At 59.7% G+C, this 26,614-nt stretch carries 23 protein-coding genes; 5 read left to right on the forward strand and 18 right to left on the reverse strand.

Going from position 1 to position 26,614, the window contains the following annotated elements; genetic code table 11:
* On the forward strand, positions 1–666 hold the full coding sequence (gene exoX / locus PGH32_RS09040) for an exodeoxyribonuclease X (RefSeq protein WP_314426588.1): 666 nt from the start codon (positions 1–3) through the stop codon (positions 664–666).
* Here exoX and PGH32_RS09045 read toward each other — a convergent pair.
* Positions 663–2,726 (reverse strand): S9 family peptidase, encoded by a 2,064-nt coding sequence (locus PGH32_RS09045; protein WP_337893802.1) that lies wholly within the window; start codon positions 2,724–2,726, stop codon positions 663–665. The genes exoX and PGH32_RS09045 overlap by 4 nt on opposite strands.
* A gap of 190 nt (positions 2,727–2,916) precedes the next feature.
* Between PGH32_RS09045 and PGH32_RS09050 the strand changes: the two genes are divergently transcribed.
* Positions 2,917–3,738: a sugar phosphate isomerase/epimerase family protein gene (locus PGH32_RS09050; protein ID WP_337893803.1), complete on the forward strand. Its 822-nt coding sequence runs from the start codon at positions 2,917–2,919 to the stop codon at positions 3,736–3,738.
* Positions 3,739–3,758: 20 nt separating this feature from the next.
* Here PGH32_RS09050 and PGH32_RS09055 read toward each other — a convergent pair whose 3' ends face one another.
* Complete coding sequence (locus PGH32_RS09055; RefSeq protein ID WP_337893804.1) at positions 3,759–4,052, reverse strand: YebG family protein; 294 nt, start codon at positions 4,050–4,052, stop codon at positions 3,759–3,761.
* A 138-nt stretch (positions 4,053–4,190) separates the two neighbouring features.
* Here PGH32_RS09055 and purT point away from each other — a divergent pair, with 138 nt between their 5' ends.
* Together purT and PGH32_RS09065 are read left to right on the forward strand one after the other, a co-directional pair.
* A complete protein-coding gene (gene purT, locus PGH32_RS09060) occupies positions 4,191–5,369 on the forward strand; it encodes a formate-dependent phosphoribosylglycinamide formyltransferase (protein ID WP_337893805.1) in 1,179 nt (392 codons plus the stop codon).
* A 285-nt stretch (positions 5,370–5,654) separates the two neighbouring features.
* The gene (locus PGH32_RS09065) at positions 5,655–6,314 is read left to right on the forward strand and encodes an O-methyltransferase (protein ID WP_337893806.1); all 660 of its coding nucleotides are present in this window, start codon (positions 5,655–5,657) and stop codon (positions 6,312–6,314) included.
* A 952-nt stretch (positions 6,315–7,266) separates the two neighbouring features.
* Here PGH32_RS09065 and PGH32_RS09070 read toward each other — a convergent pair.
* From PGH32_RS09070 to PGH32_RS09090, 5 genes are all read right to left on the reverse strand, one after another.
* The gene (locus tag PGH32_RS09070) at positions 7,267–9,246 is read right to left on the reverse strand and encodes a hydantoinase B/oxoprolinase family protein (protein WP_337893807.1); all 1,980 of its coding nucleotides are present in this window, start codon (positions 9,244–9,246) and stop codon (positions 7,267–7,269) included.
* Positions 9,236–11,296 (reverse strand): hydantoinase/oxoprolinase family protein, encoded by a 2,061-nt coding sequence (locus PGH32_RS09075; RefSeq protein WP_337893808.1) that lies wholly within the window; start codon positions 11,294–11,296, stop codon positions 9,236–9,238. The genes PGH32_RS09070 and PGH32_RS09075 overlap by 11 nt, the downstream gene beginning before the upstream one ends.
* Positions 11,293–11,763, reverse strand: coding sequence for a GNAT family N-acetyltransferase (locus PGH32_RS09080; RefSeq protein WP_314427846.1), 471 nt, complete (start codon positions 11,761–11,763; stop codon positions 11,293–11,295). Before PGH32_RS09080 ends, PGH32_RS09075 begins: the two co-directional genes overlap by 4 nt.
* Before the next feature lie 800 nt (positions 11,764–12,563).
* Positions 12,564–12,953 (reverse strand): hypothetical protein, encoded by a 390-nt coding sequence (locus tag PGH32_RS09085; protein ID WP_337893809.1) that lies wholly within the window; start codon positions 12,951–12,953, stop codon positions 12,564–12,566.
* Positions 12,954–13,371: 418 nt separating this feature from the next.
* Positions 13,372–14,112, reverse strand: coding sequence for an SDR family oxidoreductase (locus tag PGH32_RS09090; protein ID WP_337893810.1), 741 nt, complete (start codon positions 14,110–14,112; stop codon positions 13,372–13,374).
* 297 nt (positions 14,113–14,409) lie between these two features.
* Between PGH32_RS09090 and yajD the strand changes: the two genes are divergently transcribed.
* Positions 14,410–14,757, forward strand: a complete 348-nt coding sequence (gene yajD / locus PGH32_RS09095; RefSeq protein ID WP_123329247.1) for an HNH nuclease YajD — start codon at positions 14,410–14,412, stop codon at positions 14,755–14,757.
* A gap of 5 nt (positions 14,758–14,762) precedes the next feature.
* On the opposite strand, the gene PGH32_RS09100 is transcribed toward yajD, so the two are convergent.
* The 11 genes from PGH32_RS09100 to PGH32_RS09150 all read right to left on the reverse strand — a co-directional run bounded on the left by PGH32_RS09100 (position 14,763) and on the right by PGH32_RS09150 (position 26,611).
* The gene (locus PGH32_RS09100) at positions 14,763–15,116 is read right to left on the reverse strand and encodes a type II toxin-antitoxin system YafO family toxin (RefSeq protein WP_337893811.1); all 354 of its coding nucleotides are present in this window, start codon (positions 15,114–15,116) and stop codon (positions 14,763–14,765) included.
* 69 nt (positions 15,117–15,185) lie between these two features.
* Entirely contained in the window at positions 15,186–15,782 is a 597-nt protein-coding gene (locus PGH32_RS09105) for a hypothetical protein (RefSeq protein ID WP_337893812.1), read from the reverse strand.
* An 841-nt stretch (positions 15,783–16,623) separates the two neighbouring features.
* A complete protein-coding gene (locus tag PGH32_RS09110; RefSeq protein ID WP_314423169.1) occupies positions 16,624–17,130 on the reverse strand; it encodes an Lrp/AsnC family transcriptional regulator in 507 nt (168 codons plus the stop codon).
* 195 nt (positions 17,131–17,325) lie between these two features.
* On the reverse strand, positions 17,326–18,642 hold the full coding sequence (gene gabT / locus PGH32_RS09115; protein ID WP_337893813.1) for a 4-aminobutyrate--2-oxoglutarate transaminase: 1,317 nt from the start codon (positions 18,640–18,642) through the stop codon (positions 17,326–17,328).
* Positions 18,643–18,762: 120 nt separating this feature from the next.
* Positions 18,763–19,896 (reverse strand): M20 aminoacylase family protein, encoded by a 1,134-nt coding sequence (locus PGH32_RS09120; RefSeq protein WP_337893814.1) that lies wholly within the window; start codon positions 19,894–19,896, stop codon positions 18,763–18,765.
* Position 19,897: 1 nt separating this feature from the next.
* The gene (locus tag PGH32_RS09125) at positions 19,898–20,824 is read right to left on the reverse strand and encodes a 2-hydroxyacid dehydrogenase (RefSeq protein ID WP_337893815.1); all 927 of its coding nucleotides are present in this window, start codon (positions 20,822–20,824) and stop codon (positions 19,898–19,900) included.
* On the reverse strand, positions 20,824–21,672 hold the full coding sequence (locus PGH32_RS09130) for a GNAT family N-acetyltransferase (RefSeq protein WP_337893816.1): 849 nt from the start codon (positions 21,670–21,672) through the stop codon (positions 20,824–20,826). Before PGH32_RS09130 ends, PGH32_RS09125 begins: the two co-directional genes overlap by 1 nt.
* A 9-nt stretch (positions 21,673–21,681) precedes the next feature.
* Positions 21,682–23,013 carry an NAD(P)/FAD-dependent oxidoreductase gene (locus tag PGH32_RS09135; protein ID WP_337893817.1) on the reverse strand — a complete coding sequence of 444 codons (1,332 nt, stop codon included), beginning with the start codon at positions 23,011–23,013 and terminating at the stop codon, positions 21,682–21,684.
* A 132-nt stretch (positions 23,014–23,145) separates the two neighbouring features.
* Positions 23,146–24,810 (reverse strand): ABC transporter ATP-binding protein, encoded by a 1,665-nt coding sequence (locus PGH32_RS09140; RefSeq protein ID WP_337893818.1) that lies wholly within the window; start codon positions 24,808–24,810, stop codon positions 23,146–23,148.
* Entirely contained in the window at positions 24,807–25,658 is an 852-nt protein-coding gene (locus tag PGH32_RS09145; protein ID WP_314423188.1) for an ABC transporter permease, read from the reverse strand. Before PGH32_RS09145 ends, PGH32_RS09140 begins: the two co-directional genes overlap by 4 nt.
* A complete protein-coding gene (locus tag PGH32_RS09150; protein ID WP_314423191.1) occupies positions 25,658–26,611 on the reverse strand; it encodes an ABC transporter permease in 954 nt (317 codons plus the stop codon). Before PGH32_RS09150 ends, PGH32_RS09145 begins: the two co-directional genes overlap by 1 nt.
* Positions 26,612–26,614: the final 3 nt, after the last annotated feature.

The following is a 26,614-nucleotide window of genomic DNA, read 5'->3' on the forward strand; positions in this document are numbered from 1 at the left end:
ATGTTACGTGTAATTGACACGGAAACCTGCGGTCTGCAGGGTGGTATTGTCGAAGTGGCATCGGTGGATGTGGTCGATGGACAGATTATCAACCCGATGAGTGACCTGATTTCTCCGGATCGTCCCATCAGTCGTCAGGCGATGGCTATCCACCGCATTACCGAAGAGATGGTGCTCGGCAAACCGACTATTGAGCAGGCTGTCGGCCGCTACCAGGGCAGCGCCTACTACGTCGCGCACAACGCCAGTTTTGACCGCCGCATGCTGCCGGAAATGCACGGCGAGTGGATTTGCACCATGACCCTCGCCCGCCGCCTGTGGCCCGGCCTCAAATATGGCAACCAGGCACTGCGCGACGCGCTGGATCTGGAGGTCATCACCCCTCCCGGCCTGCATGCGCACCGGGCGCTGTACGACTGTTATATTACCGCCGCCCTGCTGGTTCACATCATGAATTCCAGCGGCTGGGATGCGCCGGAGATGGTGCGCCGGATGCAGACGAAAGGGCTGGAAAGTACCTTCCCGTTTGGAAAATATCGCGGGCAGGCGATTGATACGGTGGCAAAGAAAGATCCGGGATATCTGCACTGGATGTTGAAAAACATCCCGGATCTCAAGCCCAACCTGCGTATTGCCATGCAGCGGGCGTTAGGCGTGGACGATTAGTTCGCGGTGTGGCTGGTGAGCGTGCCGTTCGCCAGCCCGATCAGAAACGCGTATTCCAGCGCCACCTCTTCCCAGACCTTGTAGCGCCCTGATTTCCCGCCGTGACCGGCATCCATATCGGTATGCAGCACCAGCAGATTTGAGTCCGTCTTCAGCTCGCGCAGTTTCGCCACCCATTTAGCGGGTTCCCAGTACTGCACCTGCGAATCGTGCAGGCCGGTGGTGACCAGCAGATGCGGATAGTGCTGCGCGGTAACCTGGTCATACGGGCTGTACTGCTTAATATAGTGATAATACTGTTCGTCGTTGGGATTGCCCCACTCGTCATATTCCCCGGTGGTCAGCGGAATACTTTCGTCCAGCATGGTGGTCACCACATCAACAAACGGCACCTGCGCCACCACGCCGTGGAAGCGCTCCGGCACCATATTGATCACCGCGCCCATCAGCAGGCCGCCGGCGCTGCCGCCCATCGCGTACAGCTTAGCAGGATCGCCATAACCCTTTTCCACCAGCGCATCGGTAATATCGATAAAGTCGTGGAAGGTATTCATTTTATTCAGCAGGCGACCGTCGTCATACCACTGTTGCCCCATTTCACCACCGCCGCGAATGTGGGTCAGGGCAAAAACAAAGCCCCGATCCAGCAGGCTGAGGCGGCTGGCGCTGAAATCCGGATCCATGCTGCTGCCGTAGGAGCCATAGCCGTAAACCAGCAGCGGGTTGCTGCCGGGGCGATAGCTGTCTTTGCGGTACACCAGCGACACCGGCACCTCAACCCCATCACGCACGGTGATCCAGTGGCGCTCGCTGCGGTAATGACCGGCATCAAAGCCCTTCACCGCCGTTTGCTTGAGCACCTGCCGCTCGCCGCTGTCCATATCCACTTCGTACAGCGTGTCCGGCGTGGTCATCGAAGAATAACCGTAGCGCAGTTTGCCGGTGTCCGGCTCCGGGTTGTGGCCAAGCCAGGTGACGTAGGTGGGATCGTCAAAGGCGATTGCCCGTTCCTCCCCGCTCTGCCAGTGGATCTGACGCAGCCGGGTAAGGCCGCGCTGGCGCTCCTCGACCACCAGCCAGTCGCGAAAAAGCGAATAGCCTTCGAGTACGATATCCGCACGCGGCGCAATAATCGCCTGCCAGCGGGATTCCTCAATGCTGTCGCTGCGATAAAGCCCGAAGTTTTTACCGTCGCGGTTAGAGCGCAGGTAAAAATGGCCCTGATAGTGATCGACGCTGTATTCATGGTCTTTGCGGCGCGGGCTGAACATCACCGGTTCTGCTTCCGCCACGTTCGCATCCAGCAGCAGAATTTCACTGGTGGTGCTGCTGTTCAGTGAAATGGCAATAAACTGCTCGGAGGTGGTTTTATACAGGCCGACGTAAAACGTATCGTCCTCCTCCTCGTAGACCAGCCGATCGCTGTCCTGCGCGGTGCCCAGCGTATGCCGCCAGACCTGGTAAGGCAGCAGCGTTTTGGGATGCTTGCGCACATAGTAGAGCGTTTGTGAGTCATTCGCCCAGGTCATGCCCGCCGTCACGCCTTCCAGCACGTCGTCAAAGGTACGTTCACCCAGCAGGTCGCGGAAGTGGATGCTGTAAATCCGGCGCGAGAGAAAATCCTCGGCCAGCGCGAGGATCTGGTTATCGCGGGTAATCGCCAGGCTGCCGAGCGCATAAAACTCGCTTTCCGCGGCGCGCTGGTTGGCATCGACCAGCGTGTCCCACTGGTCCGGCGTTGCGGTTTCCGCCGGCTGGCGGCTGTAGATGGCGTACTCGTTGCCCTCTTCATAGCGGCTCTGATAGCGATAGCCATTTTTGACATAGGGTACCGACTGGTCGCGCGGGGGGATGCGCTCGATAATCTCCTGCAGCAGCTCCGCCTGCAGCGCTTTTTGCGGCTGCAGCAGGCTGTCGCCGTACTCATTTTCGGCCTTAAGCCAGGCGATGATTTCAGGGTCTTCCCGCTGGTCGTCACGCAGCCAGTAATAGTTGTCGCAGCGCGTGTCACCGTGCTGAGTCATCACATGAGGGACTTTCTTTGCTTTAGGTGGTGTCATGATATTTTCACGGTTGCTGTGCCTGCTGTAAGACTGGCAGCAACAGGGCGGATTGCCAATAGCAATACGCGCGACAGGTTGAAAAACAGGCGGTTCACTGCGCAACGCCCGCGGCGGCGTTGACCGCGGGTTGTGCCCGGCCGCTTTTATTCCTACCTTTGAGGGTAATGAACACTATTCAGGAGGAAAAATGGCGTTTGCAGGCAATCCACTGTTTATTAATACGGTGTTACTTGGCGGAACCCCCCGTCAGAAACTTCAGGCGGCGCATGACGCCGGCTTTGACCAGGTGGAGCTGTGGCAACAGGACGTGTCGGCTGCGGATTCAGACTGCGAGGGTCTGCGTGATTTACTGACGGATCTGCCACTGGGGTTAACCGACTACCAGGTTCTGCTGGATTTTGACGGCGCTCCGGAACCGCTGCGACAGCAGAAGTATGACGAAGCGCGGAGCATGATCGAAACGGCCGTTAAGCTTGGGGCAACTACCCTGCTGGTTCCCGCATCAACCGACGACCGCTGTCAGTTCGAACGCGCGGAGGAGGATCTCCGCTGGCTGACGGAGCAGGCGCAGCGCAAGGGGCTGCGCGTCGCCTATGAGGCAATGGCATGGAGCAGCAAAATTCACACCACCGCCGATGCGTGGCAGCTGGTTAAGCGGATCGATGCCCCCAACCTGGGGCTGGTGGTTGATGCTTTCCATATTTTCGTCCGGCAGCGCAGCATCACCGACCTGGCGGGCATTCCGGCAGAAAAAATTTATCTGGTTCAGCTCTCCGACCTGGCAGAGCTGCCGCAGGATGGAAAGCTGGTGGAGACGGCACGCCACCACCGCCTGCTGCCGGGGGAAGGCCAGTTCCCCCTGACGTCACTGCTCGATCACCTGCGGGCGATTGACTATCGCGGACCGCTGGGGCTGGAAGTCTTTAACGACGGCCTGCAGCACGCCAACCCTGCGGCAACGGCGAAAAAGGCCATGCGGGCGCTGCGTCAGCAGCTGGCGCGGTTTTAACGCCCGTTCTGCGCCGGTGATTACACCGCGCGCAGCTTGCCGTCATTATCATCCTCTGCCGGTTCGGCCGCTGCCTCTTCCGGCATTTTTCCGGTGCGCAGGATATGCTGCAGCGCGTCTTTATTCTCCGCCAGATACAGGCCCAGCGCTTCACCCTGCTGCTCATCAAGCGCCAGCGGAGACGTTGTCAGCCATTCAGAAAACACTTCCGCCATATCCAGCATTTTGTCGTAGGCATCGGCTTCTTTTTTACTGGCAAACGTCATCTTTTCCTCACCTTTTCTGACGACTACGTATTGTATTTCAACAGCCATACTTTTCTTCCTGTTATACTGTATTTATATACAGCATACCACTCCCGCCGATTTGACTCAAGTTTAGCGTTCAGGATGAATACGCAAACGTTTTCGTTTATACTGCGCGCGTTTTTTCCATTCAATCAGGTAGAGATTATGACGACTCTTGGAACCGCGCTGCGCCCTCAGGCGACCCGCGTAATGCTGTTAGGATCAGGTGAACTGGGCAAGGAAGTGGCGCTGGAATGTCAGCGTCTTGGTGTGGAAGTCATCGCGGTCGATCGCTATGCCGATGCCCCTGCCATGCACGTTGCCCACCGCAGCCATGTGATCAATATGCTGGATGGCGCCGCGCTGGCGGCATTGATTGCTCAGGAGAAACCGGATTTCGTCGTCCCTGAAATCGAAGCCATCGCTACCGATATGCTGGTTGAACTGGAAAAACAGGGTCAGCACGTGGTCCCTACCGCGCGTGCCGCAAAACTGACCATGAACCGCGAAGGTATTCGCCGCCTGGCGGCGGAAGAGCTGTCGCTGCCGACCTCCAGCTATCGCTTTGCCGACAGCCGCGAAGCCTTCTTCGCCGCCGCCGATGAAATTGGATTCCCGTGCATCGTAAAACCGGTGATGAGTTCTTCCGGTAAAGGCCAGAGCTTCATCCGCGAAGCTGCGCAGCTGGAAGCGGCGTGGGAATATGCCCAACAGGGCGGCCGCGCGGGCGCAGGCCGGGTGATTGTGGAAGGCGTGGTGAAGTTTGATTTCGAGATCACCCTGCTGACCATCAGCGCGGTTGACGGCATTCACTTCTGCGCACCTATCGGCCACCGTCAGGAAGATGGCGACTATCGCGAATCCTGGCAGCCGCAGCAGATGAGCGATCTGGCACTGCAGCGTGCGCAGGATATTGCGCGCAAAGTGGTGGAAGCCCTGGGCGGTCGCGGCCTGTTTGGCGTTGAGCTGTTTGTCTGCGGCGACGAAGTGGTCTTCAGCGAAGTGTCCCCGCGCCCACACGATACCGGTATGGTGACGCTGATTTCTCAGGACGTTTCCGAGTTTGCCCTGCACGTTCGCGCCTTCCTCGGGCTGCCCGTTGGCGGCATTCGTCAGTACGGCCCGTCGGCGTCGGCGGTGATCCTGCCGCAGCTGGACAGCGATAACGTCCAGTTTGGTAACCTGCAGGCGGCACTCGGCGCGGGCCTGCAGCTGCGCCTGTTCGGTAAGCCGGAAATTCGCGGTCAGCGTCGACTGGGCGTGACGCTGGCGACCGGCGAAAATATTGATGACGCGGTGCAGCGTGCCGTGGCGGCAGCGGCAAGCGTGAAGGTGAGCGGCTGATACGGCGGTGTTGATCCGGCAGAAGGGCTGACGCGCCCGCTGCTACATTCATCAGCGCTGCTCCACAGCGACACCGGATAACGTGGCGAACGCCGTTCTGCGGATTTCGCCACGTTAAGCGCATGGACGCGCGAATCAAGGGCCAGCGTGCCGGCTCACGCCGTGACCGCCTTCCCCTGCCTCAGTAAAAATCCCGCCAAAACGCAGCAGCGCCACGTCGAAAAGGACAATATTTCCCCAGTCTGGCCTATAGTTACAGGCACTCTCAGACAAAGGAAATGGACTATGGATACGCAACGCTGGGCCGCCGTCGACGATTACTTCACCGAACAGTTAGTCCCGCAGGATGAACCCCTGCTTGCCGCACTGGAAGCCAATAAAGCCGCCGGACTACCGCCGATAGACGTGGCCCCCAACCTGGGCAAATTACTCTACCTCCTTGCCAAAATAACCGGTGCCAGGCGTATTCTGGAGATCGGCACGCTGGGCGGATACAGCACTATCTGGCTGGCGCGCGCGCTGCCGGAAGACGGCAAGGTCATCACCCTGGAATACCAGCCGCGCCATGCCGAAATTGCCAGCCACAATATCCGCCGCGCCGGGCTGGAAACAAAAGTCACCATTCTGGTCGGTGCCGCACTGGATACGCTGCCCACGCTCGCGGGATCCGCCCCGTTCGACATGATCTTTATCGATGCCGATAAGCAAAATAACCCGGCCTACCTGGAGTGGGCGCTGACGTATTCCCGCTCCGGCACGCTGATCATCGGGGATAACGTGGTACGCAGCGGCAAAATTACCGATGCCGGTGACACCGATCCGAACCTGCGCGGTCTGCGCGAGTTTCTTACGCGAGTGGGCAACGACGATCGGCTGGAGGCAACCGCTATTCAGACCGTTGGTGCAAAAGGCTGGGACGGGCTGGCGATTGCGCGGGTGAAGTAACGCAAATTTATATCTGCAGCCACAGCTTGAGGTTGGTTTGCGGGCCGTTAGGTGCTCAGGCTGACCGTTACGGGCAGATCGCCGGGTCGCCGTGAACCCATCCATGGGGGCTTGACTGCCGCATCCCTGCGGCAGACACCCGGCTAACCTGTCCCGTAACGGTCATCCTCTCCAACATTCGCGTTGCTGCAAACAACATCCGTTTTGACCAACCGCAACGTCTTGATTAACAGGTCGTCAGCATGAGGTGGATTGGCTGACCGTCCGGTGCCAAGGCTGACCGTTACGGGCAGATCGCCGGGTCGCCGTAAACCCATCCATGGGGGCTTGACTGCCGCATCCCTGCGGCAGACACTCGGCTAACCTGTCCCGTAGCGGTCATCCAATCCAACATTCGCGTTGCTGCAAACAACATCCGTTTTGACCAACCGCAACGTCTTGATTAACAGGTCGTCAGCATGAGGTGGATTGGCTGACCGTCCGGTGCCAAGGCTGACCGTTACGGGCAGATCGCCGGGTCGCCGTAAACCCATCCATGGGGGCTTGACTGCCGCATCCCTGCGGCAGACACCCGGCTAACCTGTCCCGTAACGGTCATCCTCTCCAACATTCGTGTTGCTGCAAACAACATTAGTTTTGATTAACAGCGACACCTTGAATAACCAGCAATGATGCCAATACGAGATTACCTATTTTGGTTTTCCTGAAAGCAACAGATTAGCTAGCAGGCAATCGGTGTGTGCCGGGTTCGCGGACCGTTGAGCGCAGGGACGCGCGAATCGAGGCTACACGGACGTGTTCACGCCGAGTCCGCGAACCCGGCACACACCGATACGCCAGACGCAGAATTTGCCGCTAACCAGCCAACACACCGATACGCCTGGCCCAAAATGTGCAACCTCATCAATCCTCTGACTAACCGACGAATCGAGCCTGTAAATAACCCTAATCGCTATCTCGCACTCAGCGCCGGAAACTGCGCCATCAGCCGGGCGAACAGCGCCGCCATCTGCTGCTCCAGCGGCAGATCGCTACCCTCCCCCTTCTGCACCGCCGCAAATACCTGATGCTTGAGGAAGTGCCGCCACACAACCGGCCGCTCGGCCAGAAACGCGGTCAGCAGACGATAGCGGTCCTCCGTCCAGACGGACTCAAAGCCTTCGCGTGCCGCACCCACATCAAAATGCTTATCGCCCGCACCGGGCATCGCCGCACGACGTTCCGCCGTGGCCGACAGATCGATTTCACCGCGCTGCACCACCACGCCGTACTGATCGCGTGCCGCCTGCTCGCTGAGGAATCCACACTGCACGTCCCGCAGCACCGCCTGCGCATCACGATCTTTTGCCGCGCCGTAGCCCCCCGCGCCCGGCCCTTTCACCGTCACCACGTCTCCAGGCCCGCAGTGGATCACGTCGGTATTGCCGTGCTCCGTCACGCTGCCGTCGGGATGCGTGGTGCGGAACCAGGAGGTGCTGCCCGCCCGTCCTCCCGCCGTGCCCGCGGAGGAGAACACCGAGCGGTTGCGGTTGCGGGCGGTAATGGTGGTATTCGGTGCGAACACCTCAAACGCCATCTCCGTGGCCAGGCCGCCGCGATACTTGCCCGCCCCGGCGCTGTCCGCCGCCAGGCCGTAGCGGTGGAAACGCACCGGCACTTCCGCTTCGTTGATCTCAATCGGCGTGTTTTTCAGGAACGCCGACAGCCCGCCGGAGCCGTCCGGGCCGTCGTGCTTCGGTGTGCCACCCGCGCCGCCGCCGACCGGCCCCAGCGAAGCCACCACGGTCCGGTTCTGCCCATCCACGGTGCGGATATTGATAATTGAGTTGCCACCCGGCGAGTTGGCGGGCAGCCTGTCCGGCATCGCCAGCGAGAACGCCCCGACGGTGGCAATCTGCGACATCGCGCAGGTCAGCGAACGCATGCCGACCGCCGCCGGTGCCTCGCAGTTCATAATCGTGCCCGGCGGCAGGATCGCGCGGGTTGGCCGCAGGGTGCCGGCGTTCAGCAGCAGCGAACGGTCGAGGGTCGAAAGCACATAGGTGACGCCGACCAGCGCCAGCGGATGCCGCTCGCGGCCGCCGGTAGGCATATTCAGCGATGAGGCCAGCTGCGGATCGCTGCCGGTGTAGTCCAGCTCCAGGCTGTCGCCTTTGATCCGCAGCGTAATGGCGATACGGCACGGATAGCCGCCCTCGCCGTCTTCGTCGGCATAATCGGCATAGAAGTATTCGCCGTCGGGAATGGTGCTGATAATCGACCGCGCCTGCTGTTCGGCATAGTCGAGAATGCCCTCCACGCCGGTCAGGAAATCCTCAATGCCAAAGCGGGCGATGATCTCCTGCACTTTGCGCTCGCCGATATTGACCGAGGCAATCTGCGCGTTGAAGTCGCCCCAGTTCTGATCCGGCGCACGCACGTTTAGCCGCATGATCTGCGCCACCGCCTCATTCATCTGGCCGCCACTGATGATTTTCAGCGGCGGGATGCGGATCCCCTCCTGCACGATCTCGGTCAGCGACCGCGACAGCGAGGCGGGGACCGCGCCGCCCACATCGGTGTTATGGATATGGCCGACCACAAAGCAGACGATCTCGCCCTGATGGAACACCGGCTTCCAGATATGGATATCCGGTGAGTGGGTCGCCACGTTCCCGGCGTAGGCGTCGTTGGTGATGCAGATATCCCCTTCCTGATAGCCCTCGATCAGCGCCAGCACCGGGCCGTAGTCGATGCCGCTGTACCAGGGTGCGCCGAAACTGCGCGGTGAGGCAAAGGCCAGCCCGTCGCGGCTGACGATCTGACAGGAAAAGTCTTCCGTCTCTTTGACGAAGGTGGAATGCGCGGTGCGCATCAGGGTAAATGCCATCGCATCGGCCGCGGCCGCGCAGTAGTTGGCGAGGATCTGCAGGTTACGGCCATCAATTGCCATGATGTTCTCCGGATACGGGGGTGATAATCAGGTTGCCAAAGCGGTCGACGTCGACCTGCATCTGCGGTGGTACGCAGGTGGTGCAGTCATCCTGCGCGACGATGACCGGCCCGGTCAGCCGGTGCCCGGCGGCCAGCGCGGAGCGGGAAACCACATCCACCTGCCACCAGCGCCCGTCGATCCACGCTTCCACCTGGCGCAGCACCAGTACCGGGCCATCGGCCGCCGCCAGCAGCTTCATCTGTGGTTTAGGCGTTGGCGAGCTCAGCACCAGCCGCAGGTTAATCAGCTGCACTGCCGCATGTTCATCATGGTGGCCAAACAGCCGGGTGTGATGGGCATCAAAGGCCTGACGGATTGCGGCCAGATCGCCCGCCCGCAGCCATTCCTCCTCCAGCGCCACGTCGATTTCAAACGACTGGCCGCGGTAGCGCATATCGGCGGAGAAACTCAGCCGGTACGGCAGATCGCCGCCGTATTCCCGCTGCAGCCAGCCTTCCGCTTCATCGCGCAGCACGCCGCTGGCGTCATGCAGATCGTTAATGGCCGCCGGGGTCAGATCGCAGTAGAGCGTGTTGATAAAGTCGTTCTTAATATCGGCCACCAGCCCGCCCAACGCCGACAGCACGCCGGGCGTTGGCGGTACGACCACGCCTTTCAGCTTCAGCTCGCGCGCCAGGAAGCAGCCCATCATTGGCCCGGCGCCGCCGAACGCGAGGAAGTAGAACTCACGCGGGTCGAGTCCGAAGCGGGAAATCAGCCCGCTGGTGTCGCTGTACATACTGGAGATCGCCAGCGCGATGATGTTTTCCGCCGTCTCCTCAATGCTGATGCCCAGCGGCTCCGCCAGTTTCTGCACCGCCGCCCGCGCGCCCGGCACGTCAACCTGCACCGCGTTGTAGCCGAGATCGCCGTGGCCGATCATGCCGCAGGCAGCAAAGGCATCGGTAGCGGTGGCTTCGGTGCCGCCGCGCCGGAAGCAGACCGGGCCAGGCAGTGAACCGGCGCTGTCCGGCCCCACCTGCAGTACGCCGAGGCTGTCAATCCAGGCGATCGACCCGCCGCCCTGGCCCACTGAGGTCACGGAAACCGACGGGATATAGATCGGGAAATCACCGATAATTTCACCGCTGCCGTATTCCGGGCGGCCATCGATAATCACCGCCACATCGGCGCTGGTGCCGCCAATATCCAGGCTCAGCAGGCGATCGAAGCCGCAGTTTTCCGCAATGTAGCTGGCCCCAATCACCCCGGAGGCGGTGCCGGATAGCACCATCTGCACGCACTCCGCTTTTGCCTGCGCCAGCCCCATCACCCCACCGTTGGACTTGGTGATGCGCGGCGGCACCGGCACGCCCATTTCTTTTAGCGCCCGCTCGAACGAGTCGAGGTAGTGGATCACTTTTGGCTGCACGTAGGCGTTAATCACCGCCGTAATGGTGCGTTCGTATTCGCGAATAATCGGCCAGATCTCCGCCGAGCAGGAGGTCAGCAGATCCGGGGCCAGTTCAGCGACCAGCTCGCGCACCCGCGCCTCGTTGCCGCCGTTGCGATAGCTGTGCAGCAGCGAAACCACAATCCCCTCGCAGCCCGCCGCGCGCGCACCGTCAATCGCCTCTACCACGCTTTGCCGATCGACCTCCTGCAGCACCCGGCCATCGCGGTCGGTACGCTCGCGAACGGCGAAAACCCGGTCGCGGGAAATCAGCGGCGCCGGGCGGCGTGAAAACAGATCGTGGATATGGGGGATCTTCAGGCGGGCCAGTTCCAGCACGTCACAGAAACCGTCGGTGGCAAACAGCGCCAGCTTTACCCCTTTGCGCTGGATAACCGCATTAACGCCCACGGTGGTGCCGTGGGTGAAAGCGCTGATTTCCTGTGGCTGGATGCCGTCACTCTCGCGGAACTGGGCCAGGCCGGTGGTAATTTCGCTGCCGGGGCTGTCGGGGCGCGACAGAACTTTTAGCGTTCGAATGCTGTTATCTCGCTCGTCCAGCACGGCAAAATCGGTGAACGAGCCGCCAATATCGACGCCAACGCGGTAACTCATGCGGTGTGATCCTCTGGTTGGGTGGGAATAAATTCCATCAATCGCTGTGGCTTTTCCACCGGCTGCCAGCCCGCGCGGCGATAGACCTCATGGGCATCGTCGGTGGCCAGCATCCAGCGTTTTACGGTTTGAAGTTCGGGGTGTTTCAGGATGGTGGCGGCAAACCAGCCTCCCAGCCCGTGGCCGCGCTGCGACGGGTCAATCATCACGTCGCTGAGGTAGGCAAAGCGGCTGTAGTCGGTGATCAGCCGGCCAAATCCCACCTGCTGGCCCCGGTGATAGATGCCAAAGCACAGCGATCCGGCCAGGGCGCGCAGGGTTTGCGCCAGCGGCTGTCCTTTGGCCCAGTAGCTGTTTTCAGAGAGCTGGTGGTGGACCCATGCCACGTCCAGCCGGTTGGGGTCGCTGCTGAGCAGATAGTCTTCGCGCTGCCATTCGGCGATCTTAGGCACAAGCGGCTGTAGCATGGTGGCTCCTGACCTGTTTTTTGTGGGGATAAAACGAGTGTACGGTTTTTCGGCGGCGGGATTTTTTTGTAACGGGGGGTGACTACGGCGTTTTGTGGGGAATTAGGGGTGAGTGGGGAAATTTTCTGCGTCGCCGGTGAGCACGGCGACAACGCTGACGGGTGGTGGCCCCAAACGGGGCGTGTGAGTCCGCTGATTCGGCCAGTCGATTTAATGGGGGATCGAGTCTGTAATTTAAATGGGTTAATCCCCGGTGAGCGCGGCGACAGCGCTGACGGGTGGTGGCCCCAAACGGGGCGGGTCCTCGCGTCGCTTCGCGATTCCTTCTCTTCAGTCGTCAGCCTGTCGGACCGTCGCTGACGGGCGTCCTGCCCGGCAGCGACTTTCACCCGCGTCCCTGCGGATGAATCCTGGCTTCCTCTTTCCGTTCAGCGCTGCGGATTGCCCCGTTTGGGGCCACCACCCGTCTGCTGTTCGATTTCCTGGTTGCCTTTAAGAATTAAGAGAGCCTCAGCCGCTAGCCATATCGTCTCGGCGTTTGGCCGCTTGAGCATAAACGCTTAGTCGTCGATCAATCGGTGCCAGGGAATTCCTCGGCACAAATCAGGGCGTCTGTAATGAAAGGTTTTGCAGGTTGAAAGGCTAACGCAAAAGCAGAAGCAGAAGCAGAAGCAGAAGCAGAAGCAGAAGCAGAAGCAGAAGCAGAAGCAGAAAAATATCTGAGTGAGAGGTAGAAAGCTAAATAAAATCATCTTACAAGGGGCAGAAATATCGCCCCTTGTTTTCAAACCCGATGCGACTTATGTCGGCATAGAGAACGTGGTCACTTTATTGGTCTGCGGGTCGATAGAGATGATGCAGATAGCCAGATTTCCACCGAAGCGGTCTTTGCGGTCGGAGATCTGGAGGTTATACGTTTCCGAGAATGAGGTGTAGCCGGATGAATTAGATTCATTCAGCTTAAAGCCGACGATCTGTTCAAAATAGCTCCGGGTTTTACCGATGCTGGTTTTGCACTGTTCATTGGTGATTTTACCGGACTGTTTAGCCGAGGCCGTGGTTTGCGTACCGGTGGAGCTATTGGTATTGAGAGCCGCATTCACCGCTTTCATTTTTTCGCCCACGGTCTGCTGGAAATCAGCGCAGGATGTGGAAAGTAATACCATGCCGCAGAGGAGTAGCTTTTTCATTGTATTCCTTACAATATTTAACGTTATTTTTCAGCGTAACAGTATAATTTTTACATAATCCTTACTCCAGAATAAAGATTCCTGAAAAATCCTAAAATAACTTAATAACACGCCGTGATCTTTTCATTTGAAATTTTCACCGTACTGAAGATTAAGTTTCTTTCTCACTACGTTTTACGCCGGGAGGCGGCAGAGGGGCAACGGTTTGCAGAAGCGATATTCGCTACTGCCGCTGTCATCAGCAGGGGTATTAAACAGCCGCTGCCGACAGAAACTTAAAAAAACAGCCTGATAAATATCAGAGATAACTCACGCAAATATAACAGGCGAACAGGATCCCCCGTTTCAGGGGATCCGGCTCGGCTCAGTTTTGCGTTATAAAGGATGACAGAGGGCAGCGCTTCAGACAGCTTGCACTTCAGTAATGAACCAGTCCGCCATCCACCGCGTACTGGCTACCCGTCACGTAGGAGGCATCATCGGAAAGCAGGAACAGCGCCACGGCAGCGGCTTCTTCCGCGCTTCCGGCTCGCCGCAGCGGCACCTGGCTGACCACGAAATCCTCGAACTGCTGGCGGGACTCTTCCGGCATGAAGTGCCTGAAATTGGTTTCAATCGGCCCGGGGACCAGCGTATTCGCCCGGATATTTCGCGAGCCTAGCGCGGCAGCCCAGCTTTTCACCATCGCCACGGTTGCCCCTTTCGTCGCCGCATACAGGCTGGTCATCGCCGCGCCTTCATAAACCGAGGACGATGAGGTTACCAGTACGGAAGCGCCGGGATTTAACCGGGCGGAAAGTGAGGCAAACTGCAGCATCGGGCCGCGAACATTGGCGTTCATCATCCGGTTAAAGCCCTCGGCCGTTACCGATTCCGGTTCGCCCACCTCGGCGAAGCCGGCATTCAGCCATAGTCCGTCCAGCCTCCCCCACTCGCTGACGGCCGCCGCCAGCGCAGTGATATCTTGCTCATCGGCGGCATCGCTTCTCAGGATCGGTGTGTTTGCCGGCAGCAGACTGCGGGCTTTCGCCAGGCGCTCCTCATTCAGGCCGGTAATTGCAACCTGTCCACCTTCTCTGACAATGCGCAGCGCACCGGCCAGCCCCATTCCGCTGGTTCCGCCGGTAATCAGTATGCGTTTGCCCTGAAATCTGCTCATGATGGTCTCCTCTTGTTGTTTCACCTCGTCTGCCACACTACGAGACTTCTGCCCCTGCCGTCATCTGTTTCACCAGGTGACATTTCTGCTCTTAACAGGCAATTTTTACCCTGCGACCTGTATCAGGGGTCATTGCCTGGCGGGATAAATCGAACTGAAGTTCGGGCGCTGCGGCCTGGAGAGGGCCGTTTATTATCACCACAGGCACGGCGTACTTCATTTATCCTTACTTTCAATAATGAGGTATATTGACAGCACTATTCTGAATTCATCGTTCTATCACAGGTAACATCGGCAATGGCTTTTATCCCTAAGAACTACGCGCGGCTGGAAAGCGGCTACCGTGAGAAAGCACTCAAAATTTATCCGTGGGTCTGCGGCCGCTGTTCACGCGAGTTCGTTTATTCCAACCTGCGTGAGTTAACGGTTCACCACATCGATCACGATCACACCAATAACCCGGAAGATGGCAGCAACTGGGAGCTGTTGTGCCTGTACTGTCACGATCACGAGCACTCGAAATATACTGAGGCAGACCAGTACGGTACGACCGTGGTGGCGGGTGAAGACGCGCAAAAAGATGTCGGTGAAGCCACCTACAACCCGTTTGCCGATTTGAAGTCGATGCTGAATAAGAAGAAATAGGGTCCTTACGGATTTTCAAGCGTTTGAAACGCCTGAGCATGGAATGCTATATCAGCCATAATTTTGGCGTCTTTGGCTAGCGCATGAGCATTCTGAGGGAATATAGCCAACAGGCTGTAGATATCCTGAAACTTCGCGTGCTGAGTATAAATCAGTGCGCGATCGCTCGTTCGGTTGTAGCGATAGCGAGAACGTGTTCTTTCCTCCCTCGTAAACAGGAGATGAACGTGGTAAACGCGAGATGAAACGATGGCATCCGGCGCAGTGTACGGGCCATCTTTACCTAAAACATCCGGAAATATACCAAACCCTTTGAAGGCGATGAAATCGCGTAGTAAGGAGTCTTTCAGATCCGGCATTATCCCAAATACCGGCTCCAGGAACCTGGCGTAGCTGTCACAATTCCATGTGACCTTCATTGAGTGATCTCAGTTGAATGTGGTGAAATTGGCGAACAGATTCGCGTCAATTAATCCCGTTTGTGAGTCAGAAATTTCAACACTGCTAAAGCACTGATCCAGAATCATCAACAAATCAGAAATGGCTATCCGGTATTCGGTGATCGAATCGCTCAGGCGTTTCAGATAGGGATGTGGTCGACTGGCTTCACGAATAAGTTTGTTAACATAGCCTTCCAAACCGCGTACGGTGAGATCAACGTTCTTGAGGTCCTCGTAGCGACTTTTTCCAAAATTCCCACGTATTTTTTCCGCACTCCAGTCATGCACAGAGTGAGTTAACCTGACATGCCTGGCCGTGAGTTCCGCAAGCTCATTTTCAATCCCGTTCAGATGAGCGGCAACCTCATTCTCGTAAACGAAAAAGGCGTTCAGACCTGAATGATCCTGAACCCTGAAACCAGTAAATTTAGTTGTTAACGTACCGCGTACCCGACGGAAAGCATGATGTTTTACAATATGTTTAGGTCCAGAGGCTACCAGCTGAACACGAGAAAAACCCGAGGTTACCGTAGCAAGGGCATTGCTAATAACACTCATATCTTCCTGGCAATGTTCTAAACGCATAAAAACCTCAACTTAAAATCCATACGTTATTCAGTTTACGCCGTGTAGATGAAAGCGACAAATGCCAGCAGCGACAAAAGAGCGATACCTCGCAACACCGCCACCAGATATCACAAAAAAGATGCAGAATTCTATTCATCAGTTTAAGGCGAGATAAAACAAATTGGGATGGCCAATCTGACTGGGAAAATGCTGACAGATTTCATTAATTTCACAGCACTGAGGTGAAAGCAGCGGGACCGGAGAGCCAGCTTTCGGCCACTGCCAGCCTGATTTACTCGTCAGGACCAGCAATAAACGCAGCAAGCACGCACTTCGAGGGGGATCGGCCTCTGAGGCTGCCGGGCAATACGCAGCAGTAAGGTGAAGACTCCGAGAACGGAGAGGCCAGCCTTCGTCCACGGCCAGCCAGGCTTCCTCGTCAGGACCAGCAATAAACGCAGCAAGCACGCACTTCGAGGGGGATCGGCCTCTGCGGCTGCCGGGCAATCCGCAGCAGTAAGGTGAAGACTCCGAGAACGGAGAGGCCAGCCTTCGTCCACGGCCAGCCAGGCTTCCTCGTCAGGACCAGCAATAAACGCAGCAAGCACGCACTTCGAGGGGGATCGGCCTCTGCGGCTGCCGGGCAATCCGCAGCGCTGAGGTGAAGGCGGCGGGACCGGAGAGGGCCGCAGGGATGCGGCCATCAGGCATGGCGCGGGCAGGACGCCCGCTCCGTGCCGATCCGCAAGGCCCGAAGCCGTAACCGAAGGCACCGCACAGCGGCGCGAGGACCGCCCGGCAGTCGCAGAGGCCGACCCCCGTCCCCCCATGCCGCAGCGACCCCAGCTAACCAGCTAAATCAAAACTCAACCTGGGTATGACGCGTTATTAACGAACGCAAAGGTACGCTGCTTTTCATTATCGGTGACTTAATCACAATGTAACTAAAGTACTTATCAATCCCCACCTTCGCATCGAGCAGCCCTTCAATAACTTCCTGATAGTGCTCAATACTGCGGGTGATAAACCGTAACAGATAGTCATAACCGCCGGTGATCAGATGGCACTCCATCAGCTCGTCCACCTCGCGGATGGCGCTCTCAAACTTCATGAAATCTTCGCGACGATGACCGGACAGCGTTACCTCGGTAAACACCGTCACCGAATCCGTAATCTTGGTCAGATTGATGTGGGCTTCATAGCCGGTGATAAACCCGGCGGTTTCCAGGCGCTTGACGCGCTGCAGACAGGGGCTGGGCGACAGCCCAACGGCATCGGCAAGATTCACATTGCTGATACGGCCATCTTTTTGCAGCTGCACCAGAATGTTGATGTCGATACGGTCCAGTTTCATTAAGCCGTTCATAACCGCCCTCATTGTTACTACATTGTTACAACCCTTCCTTATCCCCCGCGCAGTGGGATGTGCTGCGCGCCAGATATTTCAGGTAATTTCCAATGGTATAGCACGCTTTCTGCAACTTACGCCAGCGTTTTACCGTGCCATACCATCCAGCCGTTATTATCAATAATTGCAATAATATCAATGAGGAACTGTCGATCAGCCCAGTCGACCCGTGGCGCGAGCCAGTGCAATATCAAAGATATGCAGTGCTTCCTCCAGCTGCGAATCACTGGTCACCAGCGGGGCAAGGAAACGCACGGTATTGCGATGCAGGCCACACTTGATTAACAGCAGACCTTCCTGGCAGGCGCAGTCCAGAATTTTCTGCGTGAGCGCCGCATCCGGCTGTTTGGTTTCAAAGTCGATAATCTCCACCGCCTGCATAAAGCCGATACCGCGCACTTCACCGATGCAGGCGTATTTATCCGCCAGCTGGCGCAGGCGGGCATTCAGCTGCTCACCGAGCTGATTGGAGCGATCCAGCAGGTTGTCGTGCTCCAGCAGATCCAGCACCGCCAGCGAGGCCGCGCAGGCCAGAGCGTTACCGCCGTAGGTGCCGCCCAGGCCGCCCGGCGTCGGCGCGTCCATGATCGCCGCTTTACCGACCACGCCGGAAATCGGCAGGCCGCCGCCAAGGCTTTTCGCTACGGTCACCAGGTCCGGCACAATGCCGGTATGCTGGAAGCCAAACATTTTGCCGGTGCGGCCAAAGCCGGTCTGAACTTCATCGCAGATCAGCAGAATACCGTGGCGTTGGGTGATCTCGCGCAGCGCCTGCATAAAGCTCGGGGATGCGGCCAGGAAACCGCCGTCGCCCTGCACCGGCTCAATAATGATGGCCGCCACGCGCTCCGGCAGGATCTGCACGGCGAACAGAGTATCCAGCGCCTTTAAGCAGTCTGCTTCAGAGATATCGTGGAAGGCATTCGGGAACGGCACGCGGTAAACATCGCCCGGGAACGGGCCGAAGTTCTGTTTATATGGCTGGCTCATGCCGGTCAGGGTCACGCCTAATAAGGTACGCCCGTGGAACGCACCGTCAAAGGCAATTACGCCCGGACGATTGGTGTGGGCGCGGGCGATCTTCACCGCATTTTCTACCGCTTCTGCGCCGCTGGTGAAGAAGACGCTTTTAAATTCCTCACCGGCACCGACTAATTTATTCAGGCGTTTGGCCAGTTCAATATAGCCCGGGTAGGCAGCCACCTGGAAACAGGCGTGGGAAACGCGCTGCAGCTGCTCGGTAACGGCCTTGACCACCGCCGGATGATTGTGACCCACGTTTAATACGCCGATGCCACCGACGAAATCTAAATAGCGATTTCCTTCCACATCCCACACTTCCGAACCTTTGCCTTTGGCAATCACAATCGGGTGTGCCGTTACCACGCCGCGCGGTACGTTCTCTGCACGGGCATCCAGTAACAGGGCGTTATCAGAAAATGTCTGCTGCTCAGCCAGTAAATTATGCATTTCTTTGCCTCTTTGACGTGAAGATGGTATTTGCCAAGTATCGCAATAAGCCGTGGGGGTAAGCTGCCGTTCATCGACCGGCAGCAGCATTAACTTTCGTAATTCAGGCTAATCGTTCGGTTATATTTTTACGCCGAGCGTTTCCTGCACGACGGCGCGGAACCAGCGAATGCCGAAGGGGATCAGCGCGTCGTTAAAATCATATTCCGAATGGTGCAGCGGGCGGCTGTCGGCAGAGCCAAGCCACAGATAAGCCCCCGGTTTTGCCTGCAACATAAAGGAGAAATCTTCCGAGGTCAGCGCCGGTTTTGCCGCTTCGCCGTGTTCCAGCCCCGCCCGACGCGCGGCGCGTAATGCCACCTCCGCTTCTTCAGCGCTGTTAATGGTTGCCGGGTAGTAGCGCTCGTACTTCACCGTCGCCGTCAGCCCGTGGGCGGCGGTAATGCTGGCGGCCAGCTCGCGCATTCGGCGCTCGATGGTGTCCTGCACCGCACCGTCAAAGGCGCGCACCGTACCGTTGAGCGTGGCTTCCGCCGGGATCATATTGTGCGAGAAACCGCCGTTGATGCGCGTCACGGTCAGCACGGCCGGATCGCAGGGGTCGAGGTTGCGGCTGACGATGGTATGCAGCGCCACCACCAGCTCGCTGGTTGCCAGCAGGGTATCCGGCGTCAGCTGCGGCTGTGCGGCATGCCCGCCGCCGCCGTGAACGGTAATGCTGAACGCATCGCCCGCCGCCATGATCGGCCCGGGACGGGTCTGCGCCACGCCGAGCGGCAGCTGCGGCCAGTTATGAATGGCGTACACCGCATCGCAGGGGAAGCGGGTAAACAGGCCGTCGTCGATCATCGCCTTCGCGCCCGCCTGCCCTTCTTCGGCAGGCTGGAAGATAAAATTCACCGTGCCGTCAAAATCAGGATTCGAGGCCAGCTCTGCGGCAGCCCCCAGCAGCATCACCGTATGGCCGTCGTGGCCGCAGGCGTGGCAGACGCCCGGGGTCTGGCTTTTCCACGGCTGGCTGCCGAGATCGTTCATCGGCAGCGCATCCATATCGGCGCGCAGGCCGATTGCGCGCGTGCCGCTACCGCGCTTCAGCACGCCCACCACGCCGGTTTTCCCGATGCCGCGATGCACCTCAATGCCCAGGTCGTCGAGGTATTCGGCGACGATAGCCGCGGTCCGGTGTTCGTTGTACGCCAGTTCAGGATGGGTATGCAGATCGCGGCGCAGCGCGACCAGCTGAGAAAACTCCATATCAGTATCCTTTTTCCCGGTCGACCAGGCCGACCATGGTTTCTCCGCGCTCAAAGCGGCGGATGTTCTCCAGCAGCGCGACGACCGCGCTTTCCGGCTGGGTCTGACTGGCAATATGCGGCGTCAGCCAGATCTGCGGGTGCTGCCAGAAACGGTGCCCGGCGGGCAGCGGCTCGGGAACGGTCACGTCGATCACCGCCGCCGACAGATGCTTTTCATCCAGCGCGCCAAGCAGCGCGTCGTGATCGAGCTGCGGACCGCGCCCTACCTGAATCAGCGAAGCGCCGCGCGGCAGCTGACGGAACAGGTCGGCGTTGAGAATGCCCTCGGTGCTGGCGGTCAGCGGCAGCAGGCAGATCAGAATATCGGTCCGTGCCAGAAACTCGCCGAGCTGCTCTTCCCCGGTCCAGCAGCGCACGCCGGGCAGATTGCGCGGGCTGCGGTTCCAGCCGCCGCAGTCAAAGCCCATCGCCACCAGCGGCTTCAGTACCGCTTCGCCGAGATTGCCCAGCCCCATCACACCGATGCGGCAGTCGGCGGCGGATCGCATGCTGTGCGCCTGCCACACGGCTTCACGCTGCTGGTGCAGATAGCGCGGCATATCGCGGTGCAGCCCGAGCACGGCGAAGGTAACGTACTCCACCATCCCCTGGGTCAGCCCCGGCTCGATCATCCGCACCACCGGCAGCGACGGCGGCAGGCTGGCGTAGTCAAACTGGTCCGCCCCGGCCCCCACCGAAAACAACACCTTCAGGTTGGGAAACTGCTGCATGATGTTTTCCGGCGGCTGCCAGGCCACCAGATACTCCACCTCATCGGCATTACCCACTTCCGGCCACTGGCGGAAGCTGGCACCGGGAACCAGATCGGCCAGCAGCGCCGCCCACTTACGCCCGCGTTCGGGTTCTGATTTATAAACAATATTCATTACGCCATCGCCTGGGTCATCAGCGCAAACGCCTGCATACCGCCGTTCTCAGGCTGCCAGGCTTCGCCTTTGTACATGGTGACCGGGGCGTCCACTTCCACCAGCCCCAGCTCGTTCAGCCACGGCCCAAGGCCCAGCGCGCGATCGGTGTCGATGCGCACAAACTGGCCGCTCACGCCGCTGAGCAGCTCACCGATCAGCACCTTCGCGCCCTGAGCGCTGCGGGCCACCACCGGACCGATGGCGTAACCGTGACCAAAGCGTCGCAGGCAGGCGAAACCGGCAGGTGCGCCGTTCTCTTCCAGCACCAGAAAACGCTCGGCGCTGTCCATCAGACTGGCGATCAGCAGCGGACGCTGCTGGCCCAGCGCCTGGCGGTCCAGCGCGGTCAGCAGCGCCGCATCCTGGGGCGCCGCGGTGCGCAGCCGCTGGCCGGGTGCGCAGCCCGGGGCGCTGACCGGCGGCAGTTCGCGGCACTGGTGCTGCTCGATATGCCCGGTGGCGACAAAGCCCAGCTTTTCATACAGCGGCTTGCCCGCCTCGGTGGCGTGCAGGCGAATATTGCTGCCGGCCAGTTTATCCAGGCCCATCTGCATCAGCTGACGACCAATGCCGCGCCCCTGCTGGGCGTCGTCGACGATCACCAGCCCGAGGGTGGAATAGTCACGCCCCCAGCGCCAGCAGAGAATGGTGCCAATCACCTCACCGTTTTCCTGCGCCACAATCCCTTCACCCAGCAGCAGCGCCTGCTGCCAGTCGGCGCGGCGGTGCGGCCACTTCAGCCTCTGGGTCAGCGCGAAGGCGGCATCCAGATGGGTTTCATTCATCGCTACGAATTCAATTGTCATTTTCGTTCCTTACATCATGCCCGGCGCGTTAAGGCCGGAGCCGTCAACCAGTCGCTCATAGCGATACGGGGTCGGATCCACCACCGGCACGTCGCCGTTGGCGAGGTCAGCGGCCAGGCGACCGGCGCCCGGGCCAATCCCAAAGCCGTGCGCGCTGTAGCCAGCGGAGATAATCAGCCCCGGCAGCTTGCCGACGTGGGAGATCACCGGCACGGCGTCCGGCGTGCTGTCGATCATGCCGCCCCACGCCTGCTCCAGCTGGATTTTGCCCATCGCCGGGTACTCTTTGCGCATGGCGTCGATACCTTCCTGCACCATCGCCATATCCGGGCGCGGGTCAAGAATGCGGATCTTTTCAAACGGCGAGGTGCCGTCCATCTGCCAGCGGCCAAAGGCCTCGGGACCGCTGAAGAACGGGCTGAGGCCCAGATTAAGCGTCAGATTTTTACGCCGCGCCTTGAAGGTAGGATAGAACTGGCGGGCATAGCGCAGCCCCTGTGCGCCCGGCTCCAGACGACCGCGGCCGGATACCGACATGGTATAGCTGCCGTCCATCTGCGGGCGACAGGCGAAGCCCGGGGTATACAGCGGCAGCGCAATCGCCTGCTCAATCGGTTTGGTGCGGAACGCGGTGCCGATCACGTTGCCCAGCGGCAGATCGATGCCGTGTCTGCGGCAGAACATCGAGGTCCACGCCCCACCCGCGCAGATCACCCTGCCGGTTTTGATCAGGCCACGCTCGGTCCATACTCCGCTGACGCGGCCGCCGGCGATATCCAGCCCGCGCACCGCGCACTGCTGGAAGACTTTCGCCCCCAGCTTCTGCGCGGCAATCGCCAGGCCGGGTGCGGCCAGCGACGGTTCTGCATGGCCGTCAGTGGCGGAGTACACGCCGCCCAGCCAGTCGGTGGTGCTGCCCGGCGTCATCTCTTTGGCCCGCGCCGCGGTGAGGATCTCGCTGCTGAAGCCGTAGTTTTTCGCCATCTGGTTCCATTTTTCCCAGGCGTTGATGTCATCCTGATTGCGCGAAGCATAAACCAGCCCGCTGCGACGGAAGCCCAGCTCTTCACCGGTTTCTGCTGCCAGCTCGCCCCAGCGCTGCAGGGCATGGATAATCAGCGGCAGCTCTCGCTCGTCGCGGTTCTGCTGTCGGCACCAGCCCCAGTTACGGCTCGACTGCTCGCCGCCTACCAGGCCTTTTTCAATCAGCACCACGCTGACGCCTTTTTTCGCCAACTCATAGGCGGCGGCTGCTCCGGCAATACCGGCTCCGATCACCACCACATCCACTTCCGGCGGGAAGTAAGGGCTGTCCTGTACGTATCGTATCGGTGCGGGCATGTTCTTTGTTACCTCTGAAAAAGTGGTTGAGGGCGGCCTTAACGTCGGCCGACCCTGCAATAAACGGGCATCGTTAGCCGACGCAGCCTCAGGCAGGCATTGCCAGCCCGAGCCATCGGCACCTGCCCGTTGTTAGAGCGCGATATCGCTCTCTTCGTGTTCATCCAGCCAGCCCTGTCGCAGTTCCGGCACCGCGCGCTTCAGCCGCTCGTAGTAAAGTTCGGTCGACGGCTTGTCGTAATCTTGACGCGCCACCTGAGTGACCATGTGGCCATTTTTCACCACGATAATTTCGTCGCAGACCGAACGAACGGCGTGCAGATCGTGGCTGATAAACAGCACCGACAGGCCCAGCTCGCGGCGCAGCTCGGTGATCAGGTCCAGCACCGCCGCCGCAACCACGGTATCCAGCGCCGAGGTCACTTCGTCGCAGAGGATCAGGTCCGGCTCGGCCGCCAGCGCACGCGCCAGGTTGACGCGCTGCTTCTGCCCGCCGGACAGCGACCACGGACGCCGCCACAGCACACTGCGCGGCAGGCGCACGATATCCAGCAGCTCCAGCATTCTGCGCTCCAGCGCCGGACCGCGCAGGCCGTGGAACAGCTTCAGCGGACGCTTGAGAATGGTTTCAATACTGTGCGCCGGGTTCAGCGCGGTATCGGCCATCTGGAACACGTACTGAATGCGGCGCAGTTCGTTCTCCGGGCGTTTGTACATATCGCCTTCGATGTAGTGCCCGTTAAACAGAATGTGGCCGCCACAGGGCTTGTTCATTCCGGCAATCGCATGGGCCAGGGTGGTTTTCCCCGAACCGGACTCACCGATAATACCGATGGCCTGGCCGCGGTACAGGCTGAAGTTGATATCCTGCAGAATTTTCACTTTCGGCTGGCCGTCGGCGTCCAACGGCCCGTAGCCCGCCGACAGCTCGCGCACCTGCAAGAGCGGCTGCTCGGATTCGCTGGCCGACTGCCACGGGCTCTGGCGCGGCTTCTGCCGGGCGGCCTCCAGCAACTGATGGCTGTACTCGGCCTGCGGTGCGCGCAGCAGCTGTTCGGTGGTGCCGTATTCGGCGATATTGCCCTTCAGCAGCACCAGAATCTTGTCGGCCATCTGCGCCACCACCGCCAGATCGTGGCTGACGTAGATGGCGGTGGTGCCGCGCTGGCGCACCACGCGGCGGAAGGTTTTCAGCACTTCCACCTGGGTGGTCACATCCAGCGCGGTGGTCGGTTCATCGAGGATCACCACGTCCGGATCGCTGATCAGCGCCATGGCGGTCATCAGGCGCTGCAGCTGGCCGCCCGACACCTGATGCGGATAGCGCTCGCCGATGGTTTCCGGGTTCGGCAGCGCCAGCTCGCGGAACAGCTCCACCGCTTTTGTCTCGGCCTCGGCGCGCTTCATCACCCCGTGGATCACCACCGGTTCCACCACCTGGTCCATGATTTTCATCGCCGGGTTAAACGAGGCCGCCGCGCTCTGGGCGATATAGGCGACTTTATTTCCACGGAACTGGCAAAGCTGGGATGGCGTCAGCGAGGTGACGTCGGTGCCGGCCACGTGCACGGTACCGCCGGCGATCTGGCAGCCGTGGCGGGCATAGCCCATCAGCGCCAGCGCGATGGTGGTTTTGCCCGAACCGGACTCGCCGATCAGCGCCAGCACTTCCCCCTTCTGTACGGTAAAACGAATGTCGGAAACCAGGGTGATTTCCCGGCCGTCGTCGCTGTTGGCCGTCACCTTCAGGTTTTCGACGGACACCATCGGCGTGGCGCTGTGTGGCGTAATATTCATGCGGTCCCCTTAGCCAGCGTCAGCGGGCGCATCGCCTGCAGGCTGTCGATAAACAGATTGGCACCGATGGTCAGGCTGGCAATCGCCACCGCTGGCATCAGCACCGCCGGGGAGCCGTCAAACAGCCCCTGAAGATTTTCACGCACCAGCGTACCCCAGTCGGCATACGGCGGCTGAACGCCCAGGCCGAGGAAGCTCAGGCCGCTGAGCATCAGCACGATGTAGACAAAACGCAGGCCGAAGTCGGTGAGCATCGGGTGCAGCATGTTCGGTAAAATATCGTGGATCGCCACGTACAGACGGCTCTCGCCGCGCAGACGGGAGGCCTGCACGTAGTCCATCGAACGCAGGCTGGAAGCCATGGCGTAGGCAATACGGTAGGCGCCCGGCCAGTAGGTGATCACCGCGGTGAGGATCAGCATCGGCAGCGATGACCCGAATACCGCGACGATCATCAGCGCGAGGATTTTACCCGGCAGCACCAGCATCGCATCGTTGATGCGGCCCAGCACCTCTTCCAGCCAGCGACCGGCGACCGCCGCCAGCAGCGCCAGCAGCGTACCGACCAGGCTGGCAAGGATTGCTGCGGTCAGCGCCAGGCCAATCGAGTAGCGTGCGCCGACCAGCACGCGGCTGAAGATATCGCGGCCCAGATAGTCGGTGCCGAACCAGAATTCGCGGCTGATATCGCCGAACAGCGGACCGGCCCCGATATCCTCGACGTTATGCGGCGCCAGCGAGCCGCCGAATATCGCCATAAAAATCCAGAACAGGGCGATCAGCAGGCCGATGCGGCCGCTGATGTTGAGAGATTGAAAGAAGCGCCACGGCAGCGTGAGTGTGTTCATCAGCCCCTCCACTTAGGATTAAACGCAATGGTCAGAATATCCGCGGCCAGCAGCAGTACCAGGTAGCAGCAGGCGAAGAACATCACGCACAGCTGGACCACCGGCAGATCGCGGTTGCTTACCGCATCCACCAGCTGGCTGGCAACGCCCGGATAGCTGAAGATGCTTTCGATAATAATTACCCCGCCGAACAGGTAGGAGAGGCTCAGCGAGATGGCGTTGGCAATCGGCCCCACCGCGTTAGGCAGCGCGTGGCGCAGCATGGCGCGCACCGGCGAAACGCCTTTCAGCAGGGTCATTTCCAGGTACGGGCTGTCCATCTGGTTGACGATAGCGGCGCGGGTCATACGCGCCATCTGTGCCACCACTACGCAGCACAGCGTCACCACCGGCAGCGCGAAGGTGCGCAGGAAGCCGAGGAAATCCTGGTGGGTGGACCCCAGCGACATCGCCGGGACCCACTGCAGCTTCACCGCAAAAATCAGCACGGCAACGGTCGCCACCAGAAACTCCGGCACCGCCACCACCGACATGGTGCCGACCACCAGCGCGCGGTCCAGCATCGAACCGCGCTTCATGGCGGCGGTGATGCCGATAAACAGCGCCACCGGCACCGACACCACCGTAGTGGTGGCCGCCAGCTGGAAGGTCGCCGGAATACGCTGCGACACCAGCTGGCTGACCGGCAGATTACTGGCGAACGAGGTACCAAAATCGCCCTGAAGCATTCCGGCCAGCCAGCCCAGGTAACGCGCAATCAGCGGCTGATCCAGTCCCAGCTGTTGGCGCAGCGCCGCCACCGTTTCCGGGGTGGCTGACTGGCCAAGGATCATTTGTGCTGCATCGCCCGGCAGCATGCTGGTGATAAAGAACACCAGCATTGAGACGATCAGCAGCGTAAGTAAACCCGACCCTACGCGCCGGAATATCAGTTTGAAAATGTACCGATTCATCGC

It is taken from the genome of Erwinia sp. SLM-02 (assembly GCF_037450285.1).
Classification (GTDB): domain Bacteria; phylum Pseudomonadota; class Gammaproteobacteria; order Enterobacterales; family Enterobacteriaceae; genus Erwinia.

Excerpts from the sequence above, each read along its gene's own strand:
- PGH32_RS09145 (WP_314423188.1), bottom strand. The coding sequence starts at position 25,658 with ATGAACACACTCACGCTGCCGTGGCGCTTCTTTCAATCTCTCAACATC.
- PGH32_RS09100 (WP_337893811.1), bottom strand. The coding sequence starts at position 15,116 with ATGCCGGATCTGAAAGACTCCTTACTACGCGATTTCATCGCCTTCAAA.
- yajD (WP_123329247.1), top strand. The coding sequence starts at position 14,410 with ATGGCTTTTATCCCTAAGAACTACGCGCGGCTGGAAAGCGGCTACCGT.
- PGH32_RS09120 (WP_337893814.1), bottom strand. The coding sequence starts at position 19,896 with ATGGAGTTTTCTCAGCTGGTCGCGCTGCGCCGCGATCTGCATACCCAT.
- PGH32_RS09140 (WP_337893818.1), bottom strand. The coding sequence starts at position 24,810 with ATGAATATTACGCCACACAGCGCCACGCCGATGGTGTCCGTCGAAAAC.
- PGH32_RS09080 (WP_314427846.1), bottom strand. The coding sequence starts at position 11,763 with ATGCTACAGCCGCTTGTGCCTAAGATCGCCGAATGGCAGCGCGAAGAC.
- PGH32_RS09070 (WP_337893807.1), bottom strand. The coding sequence starts at position 9,246 with ATGGCAATTGATGGCCGTAACCTGCAGATCCTCGCCAACTACTGCGCG.
- PGH32_RS09050 (WP_337893803.1), top strand. The coding sequence starts at position 2,917 with ATGGCGTTTGCAGGCAATCCACTGTTTATTAATACGGTGTTACTTGGC.
- PGH32_RS09135 (WP_337893817.1), bottom strand. The coding sequence starts at position 23,013 with ATGCCCGCACCGATACGATACGTACAGGACAGCCCTTACTTCCCGCCG.
- PGH32_RS09045 (WP_337893802.1), bottom strand. The coding sequence starts at position 2,726 with ATGACACCACCTAAAGCAAAGAAAGTCCCTCATGTGATGACTCAGCAC.
- PGH32_RS09085 (WP_337893809.1), bottom strand. The coding sequence starts at position 12,953 with ATGAAAAAGCTACTCCTCTGCGGCATGGTATTACTTTCCACATCCTGC.
- PGH32_RS09075 (WP_337893808.1), bottom strand. The coding sequence starts at position 11,296 with ATGAGTTACCGCGTTGGCGTCGATATTGGCGGCTCGTTCACCGATTTT.
- PGH32_RS09105 (WP_337893812.1), bottom strand. The coding sequence starts at position 15,782 with ATGCGTTTAGAACATTGCCAGGAAGATATGAGTGTTATTAGCAATGCC.
- PGH32_RS09130 (WP_337893816.1), bottom strand. The coding sequence starts at position 21,672 with ATGACAATTGAATTCGTAGCGATGAATGAAACCCATCTGGATGCCGCC.
- gabT (WP_337893813.1), bottom strand. The coding sequence starts at position 18,642 with ATGCATAATTTACTGGCTGAGCAGCAGACATTTTCTGATAACGCCCTG.
- PGH32_RS09125 (WP_337893815.1), bottom strand. The coding sequence starts at position 20,824 with ATGAATATTGTTTATAAATCAGAACCCGAACGCGGGCGTAAGTGGGCG.
- PGH32_RS09110 (WP_314423169.1), bottom strand. The coding sequence starts at position 17,130 with ATGAACGGCTTAATGAAACTGGACCGTATCGACATCAACATTCTGGTG.
- PGH32_RS09055 (WP_337893804.1), bottom strand. The coding sequence starts at position 4,052 with ATGGCTGTTGAAATACAATACGTAGTCGTCAGAAAAGGTGAGGAAAAG.
- PGH32_RS09065 (WP_337893806.1), top strand. The coding sequence starts at position 5,655 with ATGGATACGCAACGCTGGGCCGCCGTCGACGATTACTTCACCGAACAG.
- PGH32_RS09090 (WP_337893810.1), bottom strand. The coding sequence starts at position 14,112 with ATGAGCAGATTTCAGGGCAAACGCATACTGATTACCGGCGGAACCAGC.
- PGH32_RS09150 (WP_314423191.1), bottom strand. The coding sequence starts at position 26,611 with ATGAATCGGTACATTTTCAAACTGATATTCCGGCGCGTAGGGTCGGGT.
- exoX (WP_314426588.1), top strand. The coding sequence starts at position 1 with ATGTTACGTGTAATTGACACGGAAACCTGCGGTCTGCAGGGTGGTATT.
- purT (WP_337893805.1), top strand. The coding sequence starts at position 4,191 with ATGACGACTCTTGGAACCGCGCTGCGCCCTCAGGCGACCCGCGTAATG.